Origin of the sequence: Isoptericola jiangsuensis, assembly GCF_002563715.1 — a bacterium.
In the GTDB taxonomy this organism is placed as follows: Bacteria; Actinomycetota; Actinomycetes; order Actinomycetales; family Cellulomonadaceae; genus Isoptericola; species Isoptericola jiangsuensis.
This window is the reverse complement of sequence record NZ_PDJJ01000001.1, coordinates 3,289,697-3,305,046: the sequence shown is the minus strand read 5'-3', so window position 1 is coordinate 3,305,046 and position 15,350 is coordinate 3,289,697. Positions and strand designations below refer to the sequence as shown.

Sequence of the window (15,350 nt, the reverse complement as noted above, 5' to 3'; positions counted from 1 at the left end):
CGTCCTCAGACGACGGGCAGCGGCCACCAGCCGTCCGGCGTGGCGACGGCGTGCACGGCCACGTCGTGGCCCGCGACGGGCAGGGGGCGGTCGGCGGCGTCGTAGTACTCCTCCGGGTACACCATCGCGACGACGGTCGCGCCCGGCCGGGCCTGCTTGAGGGTGCGGTCGTACCAGCCGCCGCCCTGCCCGAGCCGCGCCCCGGTCGTGTCGACCGCGAGGGCGGGGACCACGACGACGTCGGCCTGCGCGACGGCGTCCGCCCCGAGGGTGGGGCCGCCCGGCTCCGGCGGACGGCCGGGGGCGCGCTCGCACAGGTCCTCCGGGCCGGCGTACTCGGCCCAGTCGCGGGCGAGGCCCGCGCCGAGGACAGGCAGCAGCACCCGCGCCCCGCGACCGGCCAGCCGGTCCAGCAGGGGGCCGGTGCCCGGCTCCGCGGGACGCGACGCGTACGTCGCCACGACCGCCGCCTCCGCGACGGCGGGGACGGTCGCCAGCACCTCCGCGAACGCGTGCGCGGCCTCCTCGCGCAGCCGCTGCGAGCGGGTCTCGCGCTGGTGCCGGATGGCGCGTCGGAGCTCGTCCTTGGCGTCCTGCGTCTCCATCCCGCTCACGATCGGGTACGGCTGGGTGGCGGTCGGGTGCCTCGGGTCGCCGTGCATGCCCTCATTGTGGCAGGGTCCTGGCGTGGCCCCGGGGCGGGGCGGACGGGGGCTCATGAACGACGCGAAGAGGTGGGCGGTGACCAGGCCGTGGCCGGCGACCCTGCGTGAGGACACGCCGTCGGGCGCGGTCGTGCTGCGTCCCCTGCGTCGTCGTGACGGCGGGGCCTGGATGCGGCTGCGGGCCGCGAACACGTCCTGGCTGGAACGCTGGGAGGCGACCTCGCCCGGCGAGACCCCGGAGTCCGCGACGTTCGGCGAGTACGTCCGCCTGCTGTCCGCGCAGGCCCGTGCAGGGGCGGCGCTGCCGTTCGTCGTGGAGCTCGACGGCGAGCTCGTCGGCCAGCTCACCGTGGCGAACGTCCAGCTCGGCTCCCTGCGGTCCGGCAGCATCGGCTACTGGGTGGGGCGGCAGTTCGCGGGACGCGGCATCACGCCCACCGCCGTCGCGATGGCCACCGACTACTGCTTCGCCATCGTCGGCCTGCACCGCGTCGAGATCAACATCCGGCCCGAGAACGCCGCCAGCCTGCGCGTCGTCGAGAAGCTCGGCTTCCGCGACGAGGGCGTGCGCGAGCGCTACCTCCACATCCAGGGCGACTGGCGCGACCACCGCACGTTCGCGCTGACCGCCGAGGAGGTCCCCGGCGGGCTCCTCGCCCGCTGGCAGCAGGCCCGCGACGAGCTCTGAGCGGTTCCGCACGGCCCAGGTCGCGGACACGCCGCCGTGCGGTACCTCCGTGACGGGCGACGCTCGCCTACCTTCGTCGTGTGGAGACGTCGCCGGCAGGACTCGCAGCCCTCGCGCTGGTCGTGCTGTGGCTCGGCTTCTGGGTGCCGCAGCAGCTGCGCCGCCGGCAGGTCCTCGCCGACGCCGGCCTGGACGACCGGTTCTCCGGCGGGCTGCGGGTGCTCGCGATGGCGGACGGGACGAACGGGAGGCGCGGCATGACGGCGAGACGCACGTCGGGCACGCCCCCCACCGGCGCGACACCGCGGGTGACCGCCGGCTCCGGGGGGCCGCACCCCCGGTCCGGTGACCGCACGGCCCGCCTCCAGGTGCTGGAGCGTCGTGCCGCCCGGGCCCGCCGCCGCCTCACCCTGACCGTGCTCCTCGCGCTGCTCACCGCCGCGGCGTGGACCGTCGTCGGCCTCGGGTACGTGCCCTGGCCCGTCGCGACCGTGCCGTCGGTGCTGCTCGCCGTCGTCCTCGTGCTCGGCCGGGTCGCCGTCGTCGCCGCCCGGCGGTCCGACGCCCGGTGGCGCGCCGACCGACGGGCCCAGCGGCAGCGCGCCACGCAGGAGCGGACCCTCGCCCACGGCGGGCCGTACGCGCCCCGCAACCGGGCGCGCATCACCGGGCTGGCCGTGCACCCCTCGGACACCAGCACACAGATGATCCCGCGCGTGCAGCCCGCGGCCACGGTGCCCACCGGCGCGCCCCGCGCGCGGACCACGCCGGCCGTCGCCACCGACGAGCCGGTGGCCCCCGAGTCGGAGCCCGAGCCGGCCCCGATCCCGCTCGGCACCGTCGGCGTCACCCGGCCCGTCGGCGGCGAGCCCTGGGACCCCGTGCCCGTGCCGCTGCCCACCTACGTGACCAAGCCGCTCGCGCCGCGACCCACCGTCCCGCTCCCGCCGGAGCTCGCGACGTCGTCGGCGCCCGCACCCCGGCCTGCCGCCGGGGAGCAGCGTGCGTCCGTGGCGCCCGAGACCCCGGCCGAGCCCCTGGCCGGGGACGAGCCGCGGCCGCGCACCGAGACGCTCGGGCTTCCGCTCGAGCAGATCCTCGCCCGCCGCCGCGCCGCGGGCTGACCTCGCCGGTCGTCGCGCCGGCCCCTCGGGGCCGGTGCGACGCACGTCACGCCCGGCGCCCCGGAGCCGATTTGGTCCCAGGCCCGGCGAGGGTGCTAATCTTGCAACCGCTCCACGGGGCTATGGCGCAGTTGGTAGCGCGTCTCGTTCGCAATGAGAAGGTCGGGGGTTCGAATCCCCCTAGCTCCACCCCGGAAAGGGCCGCTGACTCAGGTCGGCGGCCCTTTCGCTGTGGTCGGACGGGTGGCGGGCGCCGTGCGCCCGGAGTGCCGGATCCTGACGACCGAAGCGTTTCGACGTGCCAGGAACGGATGCCCCTGGCATCATCTTCCACGATGTTCAGGTTCACTGAAGCTCTCCGCCGACTGCGCGGGACCGTCATCGGCAAGATCGTCGGGACGGACCCCGACCCGCACTACTCGCGCCTCGACGAGGCCGACGGGCTCGCGCACCGGGACCCGACCGCACAGGCCCCCGCCGTGGGACGTCCGGCCCGGGAGCGCGAGGACGACGCCGACGCCGCCTGAGCCCGGGCGCCTGCCCGCACGAGCCGCTGTCGGCCCCGTGCGCTAGATTTCTCCCCAGGTCACGAGCGACCAGCGACACGCCCTCCGCGTGCTGGTCCGGCAACCGCGCCCCCCGCGCACGGTGCCCCAGGAGGAAGACCGGCCCGTCACGACCGTGACGGGAAGCGCGAAGGGAGAGTTCGATGAACCATCACACCCTCGACCTCGGCGGTCTCGTCGAGGCCACCCGCCCGGGCCCGCGCACCGCGGAGCTGCGTCGACGCGGGATCGACACCACCACCGGTGCGGTCCTGTGCACCGCGTGCCTGGTGGGGACCTGGCCGCTCGGCATCTACCGGCAGTCCCAGACCCTGTGCGACGCGTGCCGCGCCGTCGACGTGGCGGTGGCGGAGCGTGCCGGGCTGCCCGACGGCACCGCCGCCGGCCGGTTCCCCGACGGCAAGGGCCGGTTCGGCGGCCTGCACGACCTCGCCGACCCCGACTGGGAGCCGATCCGGCGTGCGCACGCGTACCGGCGCTCGCTGCTGGAGCGCGTGTTCGTGCAGGCCCGTGCGCTCGACCTGACCCGGCTCGTCGAGCGCCGGCCCGGCCTGCCACCCCGCGAGCTCGTCCGCGTCGACGACCTGCGCCGTCACGACCTGCTCGTTGCGGAGCCCGAGGCGCGCGTCACCCGGTTCGCCCGCTGGACCGCCGCCCTCGACCCGGCCGGGTACGCCGCACGGGCCGACGTCCTCGCCGACGTCGTGCCGCTGGCCCGCACTCTGCGTCTCGCCGAGCGGGACGCCCGGCGCCGCCGCGCCCGTCGCGACCTGGAGCGGGTCGCGCGCGAGGCCGTCGCCGCGCCCCGGGCCGTCCTGGACGCGGTGCGGCAGGTCGTCGCGGCCGAGCGGCCCGTCCGCTGACCGTCCGCCCGGGCGGGTAGCACGTGGCCCAGGTCCCGGGCGGGCCCCCGCGCCCGGCGCGATGACGGGTCGACGACCGGGTGTCGATCGCGGCGGGGCCCGGTGGGTGACTCGGCGTCAGCCGTGCACCCCGCCACGGTCCCGGACGGCACGGGCAGGTGAGGGGCACCTCGGCGCTCCGACCAGCGGTGACGCCCCTCGATTGAATACCCCCGGGGGTATACCCCATACTGGTGGGGGAACGGACACCCCGATCAAGGAGGACGCATGCTGCTCGAACGCATCTACGACGAGGACCTCGCACAGGCGAGCTACTTCATCGGCTGCCAGGCGAAGGGCGAGGCGGTGGTCGTCGACGCCCGTCGCGACGTCGCCGAGTACCTCGACCTCGCCCGGCGCCACGGGATGCGGATCGTGGCCGTCACCGAGACCCACATCCACGCCGACTACCTCTCCGGCACGCGCGAGCTCGCCGCCGTCACCGGCGCCGAGACCTACGTCTCCGGCGAGGGCGGCGTCGACTGGCAGTACGGCTTCGAGGCCGAGCGGCTGCACCACGGCGACGCGATCCGCATCGGCAACATCACCGTCGAGGCGCGGCACACCCCGGGCCACACGCCCGAGCACCTGTCGTTCCGCGTGACCGACGGTGCCTTCTCCGACGCGCCCGGCTACCTGCTCTCGGGCGACTTCGTCTTCGCGGGCGACCTCGGCCGGCCCGACCTCCTCGACGAGGCCGCCGGCGGCGTCGACACCCGCTTCGAGGGTGCCCGCCAGCTCTTCGCCTCGCTGCGCGACGAGTTCCTCGCGCTCGGCGACCACGTGCAGGTCTACCCGGCCCACGGTGCCGGCAGCGCCTGCGGCAAGGCCCTCGGCGCCCTGCCCGCCACGACGGTGGGCTACGAGCGGCTCAACGCCTGGTGGGCCCCCTACCTGCGCGAGGACGACGAGCAGGGCTTCATCGACGAGCTCCTCGACGGCCAGCCCGACGCCCACGCCTACTTCGCCCGCATGAAGAAGGAGAACAAGGACGGCCCGCGCCTGCTCGGCCCGCTCGAGCCGCTCGGCGCCCTCGACAACGCCGAGGTCGCGCGGCGCCTCGCCGCCGACGAGGTGATCTTCGTCGACACCCGCGACCAGCACGCCGTGCACGCCGGGACCGTCGAGCGCAGCCTCAACGTGCCCGGCCCGGCCAAGGCGGCGAGCTTCGGCGCGTGGGCCTACGACCCGGAGACCGAGGACCGCCCGCTGGTGCTGCTCGCCCCCGACGCGGACGTCGCCGAGGAGTTCCGCGCCCACCTCGTGCGCGTCGGCATCGACCACGTCGCCGGCTTCACCCCGGACCTCGAGGGGCTGCCGACCACGACGCCGGCCACGGTCGCGCCGGCGGAGCTCGACGGGCTCGACGCGGCGCTCCTGCTGGACGTCCGCAACAAGACCGAGCACGCCGTCGGGCACCTCCCCGGCTCGGAGCAGCTCAGCGCGGGCCGCGTCCTGTGGCACACGGACCGTCTGCCCGACGACGGCACGATCGTCACCTACTGCCAGTCCGGCGTGCGCAACTCCGTGGCCGCCAGCGCCCTGCGGCGGGCCGGGTACGACGTCGTCGAGCTCGACGGCAGCTACGCCGGCTGGTCCGCCTGGCGCCAGGAGCAGGACGCCGACGGCGTCTTCCACCAGGCCGGTGAGCCGGCCGTCGCCCGGGCGGGCGCATGACGCTCACGACGGTCGTCGTCCTGCTGCTCGGCGTGGTCGTGGGCGTCTCCCTCGGCCTGCTGGGCGGCGGGGGATCGATCCTCACCGTCCCGCTGCTCACCTACGTGGCGGGCATGCCGCCCAAGGAGGCCATCGCGGCCTCGCTGCTCGTGGTCGGCGTGACGTCGGCGTCGAGCATGCTCGCCCACGCCCGGCGGGGCAACGTCCGGTGGCGCACCGGGCTGATCTTCGGGGCGGCGGGCATGGCCGGGGCGTTCGCGGGCGGGCTCGTCGGCGGGCACGTCCCCGGGACGCTCCTCATGATCGCCTTCGCGATCATGATGGTCGCGACGGCGGGGGCGATGATCCGCGGGCGCCGCGGCGCGGCCGCGACCCCGCAGGACCGTGAGCTGCCCGTCCTGCGCATCGTCATCGACGGTCTCGTCGTCGGCCTCGTCACCGGCCTCGTCGGCGCCGGGGGAGGGTTCCTCGTGGTGCCCGCCCTGGCGCTGCTCGGCGGACTGCCGATGTCGGTCGCCGTGGGGACGTCGCTCCTGGTCATCGCCATGAAGTCGTTCGCCGGCCTGGCGGGCTACCTCACGTCGGTGACGCTCGACTGGGGCCTCGTGCTCGGCGTGACGGCGGCCGCCGTCGTCGGGTCGCTCGTCGGTGCCCGCCTCACGGCGCACGTGCCGGAGGCGGCGCTGCGGCGCGGGTTCGGGTACTTCGTGCTCGTCATGGGCGTGCTCGTGCTCGTCCAGGAGCTGCCCGGGCCCGCAGCCGTCGCCGTCGCCGTCGTCGCGGTCGCCGGGGCGGTCGCCGCGGTCGGGTGCCACGTCGCCGGGACCCGCTGCCCCCTGCGGGTGCGCGCCCGCGCCTGAGACCCCCGACGCCCCGGACCGGACCGGCGCCGACGGTCCGGCCCGGGGCGTCGTCGCGTCCGCGGGGCCCGTCCGTCGGCACGTCCCGCCGTCGTCCGGGTGGACGGACGGTGAACCGGGGTGAACAGTGGCCGAACACTGTCACGGATGTCCCTTTCATCCGACATGTCGCGTGCCCGCGACGCCATCCTGGGCCCGTGCATGACGAGATCAGCCAGGTGGCCCGGCACCGGCAGCTGCGCGGCGGCGCCCGCCTCGCCGGGGTCGTGTCCGACCTCGCCCAGCCCCTCACCGTCGTCGGGTCCTCGATGCCCGTCGGTCAGCTCGAGGTGATGTTCCGCAACCCCGAGGTGTCGTGCGTCGTCGTCACCGACGACGCGTCGGACCGCGTCGGGATGGTCATGCGGTCCGGCCTCGCCGCCGCCCTCACGGGCCGGCTCGGCTACGGCCGTGCCGTCCTGGAACGGCGCCCCGTCGCCACCGTCACCCACTGGGAACCCCTCGTGGTGCGCCCCGACGACGCCGTGTCCGCCGTCGCGACCCGGGCCATGGAGCGCGCCGAGGAGCACCGCTACGACGACGTGCTCGTCGCGGGACCCACCTGGGCGGGCGCCGGGACGGCCGACCTCATGCGGTCCCTCGTGGCGGCGCTCGCGGAACGGTCGACGCAGGACCCGCAGACCCGCCTGCCGACGCGCGCGGCGACCTGGCACTCCCTGGGCCGGCGCTGCGAGCTGGTGCGCGGCGGCGGCACCCGCGTCGTGCTGGTCCTGCTGGACGTCCACCGGATGGCGGACCTCAACGCGCGGCACGGGCTCGCCACGGGTGACGCCGTCCTGGCGGAGCTCGGCGCGCGGCTCGGGCGCGACCTGCCGCGCGGGTGCGAGGCCGGACGCGTCGACGGCGACCGGTTCGCCGTGCTCGCCATCCTGCCGCCCATGGACGACGTGCACGCCGCGGCGTCCGCCGACCAGCTGCGCCGGCACGTGCTGGCACAGGTCACGGAACCGCCCGTGCACCTCGACGCGTTGGTGTGGCCCGCGCTGCGCTCCTCGGTCGTCTGGTCGCCGGAAGGTTCGGCCGACCCGGAACGACTCGTGCGCGAGGCGGAGGCGCTGCTGTCCGCCGGGGACGCCCTGGCGGTCCGCGAACCGGTCGACACCCGGCGGGGGAGCGGGCCGGCCGAGACGTCGTCGCGCCCGGCCGCCGGCCCCGCCGACAGTCCAGCCGACGTGCCCGTGCGCGGGTCCGACCGCTCCTTCAGCGACTCCGTGCGGGTCGCCGCACCCCCGGGCGGCGCACCGAGCCTGCCGTCACGGCGCCACCGCTGACCAGGGCATCGACCCGACGGCCATCGATGCGCAAGGATGGGTCGTGTGCCTGCACGGAACGTCCGATTCGTCCTGCCCGTCCTGCCCCTCCTCGCCCTGACCCTGGGCGGGTGCGGTCCGCAGGAACCACCAGCACCGACCGGTGACCCGGCGGTCAGCACCGTCGTCCGGCAGCCCACGGGGCACACCCTGCTGCTGTCCGTCGACGACCCCGCCGAGCTCGCGCTCGCCGCCAGCCAGCAGGTCTTCGACCGTTCGCCCGTCGCCGTCCTCGCGGCGCCCACGGGCGACGACGACGCGGTCCGCGCGATGCAGGCCGCCGCCGCGGAGTCCCTGGCCGCGCCGGCCCTCTTGGTCGGCGAGACCGTGTCCCCGCAGGGGGCCGCCGCCGAGCTGGAGCGCCTCGGCGTGCAGGTCGCCGTCGTCGTCACGCCCGACGACCCGACCCCCCTCGACCCGGCCTCCGCCGACCCCGCCTCGCCGGCCCCGACCGGCGGCGCGGAGCCGGCCGAGACGGCCGCGGACCTCGCGGGCGCCTCGGTGGTGCACCTCGAGGCCGTCGAGCCGCTGATGCCCGACGAGAAGCCGCCCACCGAGCTCCCCGCCGACGACGCGGCTCGCCTCCGTGCCGACGTCGCCGCCGCGTCCGCCGTGCCCACGCACGGCCCGACGCCGTCCTCCGCGGCCCTCGACGAGGTGCTCGCCCTCACCGACCCGCAGCCCGGGCAGGAGGCCGCCATCGCGACGCTGCGGGCCGCCGGCGCCGTCGACGTCCCTGTGCCGCACGGCCGCATCGCGTCCTCGGCGCGCGTCATCGAGGCCGTCGACACCGCGCAGGCGCTCGCCGTCGTCGGTGTCGGGTCGTCGTTCGGACCGCCCGAGGAGTTCGCGTGGCGGGTCGCCGCCGCCGAGGCCGGGACGCGGCTGCCCACCGGCGCGCAGGACCTCCTGCCCGCCCGCTACGTGACGACGTCGGCCGACTGGTGGGACGAGCCCGCCGACGTCGTCGCGCGGGCGAAGGACGACGCCGCGGCGTACGTCGAGACCTCGTCCGACCCCGTGGTCCCGACCCTGGTCGTCCGCGTCGGCCAGGACGCCGACGGCGACCTCGAGGGCGAGCGGTCCGCAGCGCTGGAGGCCATGGTGACCCGTGCCCTCGCCGCCGACCTGTACGTCCTGCTCGACGTGCCGCTCGGTGCCGCCGCCCCCGCCGACGCCGTCGAGGCGTGGGAGGGGCTGCTGACCCTCGGCGGGGTCGGCGTCACGCTCAGCCCGGAGGCCCGGCCCTCCGACGGCACGCGCCCGCCCGGACAGGTGGACGCCGCCGAGATCGAGGCGCTCGTCACCTATATTGAAGGAGTGGTAACGAATAGCGCTCTGCCCCCGGCGCTGGTGGCCGTCCACCAGACCCGCCCCGACTCGGTCGTCGACCGGTCGCGGCTCGCCGACGTGGCCGACGCGACCGAGGCCGCGGAGGTCGTGCTCGTCGCCGACCGCACCGGCGCGGACGTCACCACCGGCTGGGTCTGGGACCAGGTGACCGACGGCGCCCCCGACGGCGTCCACCTCGGATGGTCCGGACCGACCGTGCCCGGCACGCTCGCCCCCGAGCTCGTCCCCGCGGACCCGGCGCCGCTGCTCGTCGCCGCGTCCTGACCAGGAGAACCATGCTGCCCCTCATCCCGTGGCCCACCGAGGTCCTGCCCACCGACGCCCCGGCCCTCGCCCTCCCGGCCGTGCGCCTCGCCCCCGCCGGTGACCTGCCCGGCACCCTGCTCGACGTCGTCGCCGAACAGCTCGCCGCCGTCGGCGTCGGCCGCGCCGACGACGGCGTGCCGTTCACGCTCCGCCTCGACCCGGCCGCCGGTCCCGCCGCCGCCGACAGCCCCGAGCGGTACAGCCTCACCGTCACCGCCGACGGCGTCGAGGCCGTCGCCGCCGAGCCCGTCGGCCTGCTGCACGCCGCCCGCACCCTGCGCCAGCTCGTCGAGCGCACCGACGCCACCCCCGCGGTGCCGGCGATCGTCGTCCACGACGCCCCCCGCTACGCCTGGCGCGGCCTCAGCTTCGACGTCGTGCGCCACTGGTTCGGCCCCGACGACATCCGCGCCGTCGTCGACCTCGTCGCCGCGTTCAAGCTCCGCGTGCTGCACCTGCACCTCACCGACGACCAGGGCTGGCGCCTCGAGATCCCGTCGCGCCCCGAGCTGGAGAAGGCGTCCGACAACCAGGTCGGCGGCGGCACCGCCGGGTTCCTCACCGTCGACGACTACGCCGCCCTCCAGGAGTACGCCGCGGCACGGTACGTCACCATCGTCCCCGAGTTCGACATGCCCGGGCACGTCAACGCCGCCACCCACGTCTACGGCGGCCTCACCACCGACGGCCTCCCCACCGACGCGTACTCCGGCATCGAGGTCGGCTTCTCCCGCCTCCACTTCGACAACCCCACCACCGAGCCGTTCCTGCGCGACGTCATCGGCGACATCGCCCGCATGACCCGCGGCGACTGGGTGCACGTCGGCGGCGACGAGGTCCTCACCATGGACCACGACGAGTTCGCGAAGTTCGTCGAGCTCGCCGCCCGCATCGTCCGCGAGCACGGCAAGACCCCCATCTTCTGGCAGGAGGGCGCCCGCGGCCCCGTCGAGCCCGGCACCCTGCTCCAGTACTGGGAGCCGAAGGGCGAGGAGTTCGAGCGGTTCGTCGCCGCGGCCGCCGCCGGCGCGCAGTTCATCATGTCGCCCGGCAACCACGCCTACCTCGACATGCAGTACGTCGAGGGCCACCCCCTCGGCCTGCACTGGGCCGGCTACGTCGAGCTGCGCGACTCCTACGACTGGGAGCCCGCCACCGTCATCGACGGCATGCCCGCCGAGGCCGTCGCCGGCGTCTCCGCCGCCATCTGGACCGAGACCATCACCACCCGCGACGAGCTGTTCTCCATGCTCCTGCCGCGCCTCGGCGCCGTCGCGGAGGTCGCCTGGACCGCCCCCGACGCGAAGGACTTCGACGCGTTCGCCGCCCGCACCGCCGCCGCGGCGCCCGCCTGGCGCAGCCACGGCTGGGCGTTCCACCCCACGCCGCAGGTCGACTGGTCCTGACCCGTCGCCGGCGGGGTGCGGCCTCCGGGTCGCGCCCCGCCGGCGTCTCACGCGTCGCCGGGGACGGGACGACCCGCGCACAGCCGCGTTCACGGGCCCCAGGGGGCCCTCCACTTCGGGGATGACGGCTGTGCGCGGGTCATCCCGTCCCCGGCTTCGTCCTTCCGTCGCGCCGGCCCCGCGACGGGCGCCGCCCCGACGGAAGCAGGACCGCCCGCTCAGATCCAGTTCTGGAAGCGGAACACCTGGTGCCAATAGTCGTACGGCACCTGCAGGGCCGACCAGAACGGGTAGAACGCCACCGACACGAGGGTGATCGCGGCGACGATCACGCCGACGACCGCGAGGACACCGCCCTTGCCCTGGCGCCAACGGCTGCGTTCGAGGGCGACGACCATCGGGTAGACGAGGGTGAGCACGACCCAGGGCGTGAACACGATCGAGTAGAACGTGAAGATGGTGCGGTCGGCGAACGCGAACCAGGGGAGCCAGCCGGCGACGGTGCCGGACAGGACGGCGAGCGCCCGCCAGTCGCGCAGCCAGATGCCGAGGGCGATGGTGACGACGATGGCGATGGCGGCGAGGAACCACAGCAGGGGGTTGCCGAGGGCGGTGACGGCGGTGGCGCAGCCGTTCTGGACGTCGGTGGGGCAGGTGCCCTCCCCGGCGGCGGCGCGCTGCCAGTAGAAGGACGTGGGGCGCCACTGGACGATCCAGCCGAGGGGGTGCGCGGCGTAGGCGTGCTCGGCGTCGAGGCCCTTGTGGAACGAGTACATCTGCTGGTGGTAGAACCACAGGCTCTCGAGCCAGTCCGGGATCCACGCCCTGGCGTCGGGGTTGTTCGTGGCCCAGTCCCGGTAGTAGCCGCCGGACGTCGTGATCCACGACCACCAGGTGGCGACGTAGGTGACGAGCGCGACGGGCACGATCTGGAGGAACGCGGGGACGGCGTCGACGAGGAGGCCGTCCTCGGCCCAGCGGCCGATGCCCGCGCGGCGGCGGGCGGTGAGGTCCCACAGGACGGTGAGCAGGCCGAACACGGCCACGAAGTACAGGCCGGACCACTTGACGCCGCAGGCCAGGCCGAGGGACACGCCGGCGGCGAGGCGCCACCAGCGCATGCCGAGCCGTGGCCCGTACCGGTCGACGGTGCCACCGGCGTCCAGGATGGCCGACACGCGTTCCGCGAGCCGTCGTCGGGCCTGTTCCCGGTCCATGACGAGGCAGCCGAAGGCGACGAGCACCCAGAACATGAGGAACTGGTCGAGGAGCGCGGTGCGGGAGTGCACGATCGCCTGCCCGTCGATCGCGAGCAGGAAGCCCGCCAGGACGCCCATGACGGAGCTCGCGAAGAGGCGACGGGCGATCCGCACGAGCAGGAACACGGCGGCGATGCCGACGACGGCGCCGGCGAGCCGCCACGCGAACGGGTTGGTCGCGCCGCCGCCGAGCTCCATGCCGAGCCAGATCATCCACTTGCCGACGGGCGGGTGGACGACGTAGGCCGCCTGGTCGAGGTAGGAGGTGACGTCGCCGGCCTCGAACGCGGCGTTCGGGTCGTCGGGCCAGGCCCGTTCGAACCCGGTGGTGCCGAGCGTGAACGCGTCCTTGACGTAGTAGGTCTCGTCGAAGACGAGGGTGCCGGGCGTCCCGAGGTGCCACAGGCGCGTGACGGCCGCGACCAGCGTGACGAGGACGACGCCGACCCAGCCGACGAGCTGCGACCGGCGGGAGGTGTCCATCGCGACGCGGCGCTCGCCGAGGAGGCGTACCAGCAGGGCGTGCGCGGACGGCCGGGCGGCACGGTCCGCCGTGACGACGGCCGCCGTGCCGGTCGTCGTGCCGCCGGGGGTGTCGGCCGATGGCGTCGCGGCCGCGGGGTGGTCCGGGGACGCGCCGGCCGGGGTGGAGGCCGACCCGACGGCGGGGCTCGACGGCGCGGACGCCGCCGAACCCGCCGACCGCGCGGACCGGGTGGACCGCACGGCCGGCGTGGCCCCGGTGATCGCGCGGATCGCGCCGGTCACGACGGGGATCCCGCGGGTGTCGGTGCGGCCGTGCACCTCGCGTCGAGTCGGGTACTGACGGGTCGGCGTGGAGTCGCCGGGGCCCCCGGCAGCGCTGTCGCCGGAGGGGGGTGCGTCGTCGTCAGGGGCGCTCACCCCGGTCACTCTAGGGGGTCGTCGGTGCCCGTGGGACAGTTGTCCCCATGAGTCGTCCTGCGGAGTCCGGGTCCGTCGTGCTGGCCGCCACCCCCATCGGCAACGTCGAGGACGCCTCGCCCCGTCTCCTGCGGCTCCTCGCCGAGGCCGACGTCGTCGCCGCCGAGGACACGCGTCGTCTCCACGCCCTCGCTGCGCGTCTCGACGTGACCGTCGGGGGTCGCGTCGTGTCGTACCACGAGCACAACGAGCGGGAGCGTGCCGACGACCTGCTGGACGTGGTCGACGGCGGCGGCACCGTCGTCGTGGTGACCGACGCGGGGATGCCTGCCGTGTCCGACCCGGGATTCCGGCTCGTCGCGCGGGCCGTGGAGCGCGGCCTGCCCGTGACCGCCGCCCCCGGCGCGTCCGCCGTCCTCACCGCCCTCGCCCTGTCCGGCCTGCCCACGGACCGGTTCACGTTCGACGGGTTCGTGCCCCGCAAGCCGGGCGACCGCGCCCGCTGGCTCGGCGCGCTGGCCACGGAGCCCCGCACGATGCTGTTCTTCGAGGCGCCGCACCGCGTCGTCGACACCCTCGCCGCGATGGCCCACGCGTTCGGCGCGGACCGGCCCGCCGCCGTCTGCCGCGAGCTCACCAAGACCTACGAGGAGGTCCTGCGCGGCCCCCTCGGCGACCTCGCCGCCACCGCGGCCGAGCGCGCCGACGGCGACCGTCCGCTGCGCGGGGAGATCTGCGTCGTCGTGGCCGGCGCCCCGCCGGCCGGGCCGCCGAGCCTCGACGACCTCGTCCCGCAGGTCCTGGCCCGCGTCGAGGGTGGCGAGCGCCTCAAGACGGTCGTCGCCGAGGTCGCCGAGGCGACGGGCGTGGGCAAGCGCGACCTCTACGCGGCGGCGCTGGCCGGGCGCTGACCGGCGTCGTCAGTCGCGCTCGACCCAGCGGTCGATCGCCCACACCACCGCGAGCGCGAGCCCGACGTCGGTGCCGTCCGCGACGTCCAGCGTGTAGGCGTCGCGGATCGTCACCCACTTCTGCGTGATCTGCACGATCGGGCGTCCACCCGCCTCCACGGCGTAGTTCTTCTCGATGAACGACCCGGTGAGGTTCCACGGCTCCCCGCCGGGGACCTCCATCGTCATGCGGTCCTTGATCGGGGAGAACACCTTGGCGCGCAGGGAGGCGACCTCCGTGCCGTCGGCGCGGGCGATCGTCATGTGCTTGGGGATGCCGAGCATCCGCCCCGTGACCTGGTAGACGACCTGCCCGGCGGCGTCCTGCACGTCGGCGCGCGGCCGGACCCCGACCTTGCCGTCGACGAACCAGCGCTGCTCGTCCGTGGTCGGGTCCAGGACGGCGAAGTCCCGTCCGAGACCGAACCTGCTCTTGACGACGTGCCGGCTCCAGCCGGCGGGCGGCGGGGGAAGTGCCACGGGGTCCTCCTCGGTGTCGGTCACGCGCTTCTCGCACGCTAGCGTCCGGCGGGCCTCGGGGCACGGGCGGCGGCCGGGGAGACCGGCCGGGTGGCGCGGAGCGCTGAGTCGCGTGGAGGTGTGCCGACTGGCGGGAGAGTGCGCTGACTCGTTGGGAGGTGCGCTGAGTCGCGGAGCTGTGCGCTGACTCGCCGGGAGGCGCGCTGACTCGCGGGGCCCGTGCCGGGTCGTGTCAGAGGGCGGTCGACGGGGTGAGGGTGACGCCCGCGGCGGCGAGCTCCGTGCGGGCCCGCTCGCCGAGCTCGGGGGAGACGGGAGCGGTGAGGTCCGTGAGAACGCGGGTGGCGAACCCGGCGGTGACGGCGTCGAGCGCGGTGCGACGCACGCAGTGGGACTCGGCGAGGCCGACGACGTCGACGGCGTCGATGCCGGCGGCGTGCAGGACGTCCTCCAGGGTGCGGTCGTCGTCCGTGACGCCCTCGAACCCGGAGTAGCCGTGGTCGTACTGGCCCTTGCGGACGGCGACGTCGGCGGCGAGGTCGGCCAGCGCGGGGTGCAGGGCGGCGTTCGGGGACCCGGCGACGCCGTGCACGGGCCACGAGTCGACGTAGTCGGGGTTGTCGCTGAAGTGCTCGCCGGGGTCGACGTGCCAGTCCTGCGTGGTGACGACGAGGTCGTAGCGTCCCCGGTGCGCGGCGGCGTACGCGGCGACGTCGGCGGCGACCTGGTTCCCGCCGTCGACGGGCAGCTCGCCGCCCTCGCAGAACGTGGGCTGGACGTCGACGACGATCAGGGCGCGGGTGCTCATGCCTCCACTCTGCCACCCGCGCGGAGGCCCGCC

General features: G+C 75.5%; 14 protein-coding genes, 1 tRNA gene and 1 riboswitch. Of the genes, 11 read left to right on the top strand and 4 right to left on the bottom strand.

Going from position 1 to position 15,350, the window contains the following annotated elements; genetic code table 11:
- Positions 1 to 5: 5 nt before the first annotated feature.
- The gene (locus tag ATJ88_RS14865) at positions 6 to 662 is read right to left on the bottom strand and encodes a 5-formyltetrahydrofolate cyclo-ligase (RefSeq protein WP_098464497.1); all 657 of its coding nucleotides are present in this window, start codon (positions 660 to 662) and stop codon (positions 6 to 8) included.
- A gap of 55 nt (positions 663 to 717) precedes the next feature.
- Here ATJ88_RS14865 and ATJ88_RS14860 point away from each other — a divergent pair, with 55 nt between their 5' ends.
- The 10 genes from ATJ88_RS14860 to ATJ88_RS14815 all read left to right on the top strand — a co-directional run bounded on the left by ATJ88_RS14860 (position 718) and on the right by ATJ88_RS14815 (position 10,917).
- Positions 718 to 1,353, top strand: coding sequence for a GNAT family N-acetyltransferase (locus ATJ88_RS14860; RefSeq protein WP_098464496.1), 636 nt, complete (start codon positions 718 to 720; stop codon positions 1,351 to 1,353).
- An 80-nt stretch (positions 1,354 to 1,433) separates the two neighbouring features.
- Complete coding sequence (locus ATJ88_RS14855) at positions 1,434 to 2,477, top strand: hypothetical protein (RefSeq protein ID WP_170023652.1); 1,044 nt, start codon at positions 1,434 to 1,436, stop codon at positions 2,475 to 2,477.
- 116 nt (positions 2,478 to 2,593) lie between these two features.
- Positions 2,594 to 2,666: transfer RNA gene (locus tag ATJ88_RS14850), tRNA-Ala, on the top strand.
- A gap of 146 nt (positions 2,667 to 2,812) precedes the next feature.
- Positions 2,813 to 3,004, top strand: coding sequence for a hypothetical protein (locus ATJ88_RS14845; RefSeq protein ID WP_098464494.1), 192 nt, complete (start codon positions 2,813 to 2,815; stop codon positions 3,002 to 3,004).
- Between the two features lie 57 nt (positions 3,005 to 3,061).
- Positions 3,062 to 3,177, top strand: a riboswitch (SAM riboswitch).
- A gap of 9 nt (positions 3,178 to 3,186) precedes the next feature.
- Positions 3,187 to 3,906 carry a hypothetical protein gene (locus tag ATJ88_RS14840; protein ID WP_098464493.1) on the top strand — a complete coding sequence of 240 codons (720 nt, stop codon included), beginning with the start codon at positions 3,187 to 3,189 and terminating at the stop codon, positions 3,904 to 3,906.
- Between the two features lie 267 nt (positions 3,907 to 4,173).
- Positions 4,174 to 5,622 (top strand): MBL fold metallo-hydrolase, encoded by a 1,449-nt coding sequence (locus ATJ88_RS14835; protein WP_098464492.1) that lies wholly within the window; start codon positions 4,174 to 4,176, stop codon positions 5,620 to 5,622.
- Positions 5,619 to 6,482 (top strand): sulfite exporter TauE/SafE family protein, encoded by an 864-nt coding sequence (locus ATJ88_RS14830; RefSeq protein WP_098464491.1) that lies wholly within the window; start codon positions 5,619 to 5,621, stop codon positions 6,480 to 6,482. Before ATJ88_RS14835 ends, ATJ88_RS14830 begins: the two co-directional genes overlap by 4 nt.
- A 197-nt stretch (positions 6,483 to 6,679) precedes the next feature.
- The gene (locus ATJ88_RS14825; protein WP_141538700.1) at positions 6,680 to 7,813 is read left to right on the top strand and encodes a diguanylate cyclase domain-containing protein; all 1,134 of its coding nucleotides are present in this window, start codon (positions 6,680 to 6,682) and stop codon (positions 7,811 to 7,813) included.
- A 45-nt stretch (positions 7,814 to 7,858) separates the two neighbouring features.
- Positions 7,859 to 9,469, top strand: coding sequence for a hypothetical protein (locus ATJ88_RS14820; RefSeq protein WP_098464489.1), 1,611 nt, complete (start codon positions 7,859 to 7,861; stop codon positions 9,467 to 9,469).
- An 11-nt stretch (positions 9,470 to 9,480) separates the two neighbouring features.
- A complete protein-coding gene (locus ATJ88_RS14815; RefSeq protein WP_098464488.1) occupies positions 9,481 to 10,917 on the top strand; it encodes a family 20 glycosylhydrolase in 1,437 nt (478 codons plus the stop codon).
- 218 nt (positions 10,918 to 11,135) lie between these two features.
- Here ATJ88_RS14815 and ATJ88_RS14810 read toward each other — a convergent pair whose 3' ends face one another.
- Entirely contained in the window at positions 11,136 to 13,079 is a 1,944-nt protein-coding gene (locus tag ATJ88_RS14810) for a dolichyl-phosphate-mannose--protein mannosyltransferase (RefSeq protein WP_245852460.1), read from the bottom strand.
- Positions 13,080 to 13,126: 47 nt separating this feature from the next.
- Between ATJ88_RS14810 and rsmI the strand changes: the two genes are divergently transcribed.
- Positions 13,127 to 13,990 carry a 16S rRNA (cytidine(1402)-2'-O)-methyltransferase gene (gene rsmI, locus ATJ88_RS14805; protein WP_098464487.1) on the top strand — a complete coding sequence of 288 codons (864 nt, stop codon included), beginning with the start codon at positions 13,127 to 13,129 and terminating at the stop codon, positions 13,988 to 13,990.
- A gap of 9 nt (positions 13,991 to 13,999) precedes the next feature.
- Here the strand turns inward: rsmI and ATJ88_RS14800 are convergent, their stop codons facing one another.
- Positions 14,000 to 14,533: an LURP-one-related/scramblase family protein gene (locus ATJ88_RS14800; protein WP_098464486.1), complete on the bottom strand. Its 534-nt coding sequence runs from the start codon at positions 14,531 to 14,533 to the stop codon at positions 14,000 to 14,002.
- Between the two features lie 208 nt (positions 14,534 to 14,741).
- Positions 14,742 to 15,317, bottom strand: a complete 576-nt coding sequence (locus ATJ88_RS14795) for an isochorismatase family protein (RefSeq protein ID WP_098464485.1) — start codon at positions 15,315 to 15,317, stop codon at positions 14,742 to 14,744.
- Positions 15,318 to 15,350: the final 33 nt, after the last annotated feature.

What these genes read in the sequence shown, in the direction of transcription:
- ATJ88_RS14865 (WP_098464497.1), bottom strand. Translation starts at nt 662, where the DNA reads ATGCACGGCGACCCGAGGCACCCGACCGCCACCCAGCCGTACCCGATC.
- ATJ88_RS14860 (WP_098464496.1), top strand. Translation starts at nt 718, where the DNA reads ATGAACGACGCGAAGAGGTGGGCGGTGACCAGGCCGTGGCCGGCGACC.
- ATJ88_RS14845 (WP_098464494.1), top strand. Translation starts at nt 2,813, where the DNA reads ATGTTCAGGTTCACTGAAGCTCTCCGCCGACTGCGCGGGACCGTCATC.
- ATJ88_RS14840 (WP_098464493.1), top strand. Translation starts at nt 3,187, where the DNA reads ATGAACCATCACACCCTCGACCTCGGCGGTCTCGTCGAGGCCACCCGC.
- ATJ88_RS14835 (WP_098464492.1), top strand. Translation starts at nt 4,174, where the DNA reads ATGCTGCTCGAACGCATCTACGACGAGGACCTCGCACAGGCGAGCTAC.
- ATJ88_RS14830 (WP_098464491.1), top strand. Translation starts at nt 5,619, where the DNA reads ATGACGCTCACGACGGTCGTCGTCCTGCTGCTCGGCGTGGTCGTGGGC.
- ATJ88_RS14815 (WP_098464488.1), top strand. Translation starts at nt 9,481, where the DNA reads ATGCTGCCCCTCATCCCGTGGCCCACCGAGGTCCTGCCCACCGACGCC.
- rsmI (WP_098464487.1), top strand. Translation starts at nt 13,127, where the DNA reads ATGAGTCGTCCTGCGGAGTCCGGGTCCGTCGTGCTGGCCGCCACCCCC.
- ATJ88_RS14795 (WP_098464485.1), bottom strand. Translation starts at nt 15,317, where the DNA reads ATGAGCACCCGCGCCCTGATCGTCGTCGACGTCCAGCCCACGTTCTGC.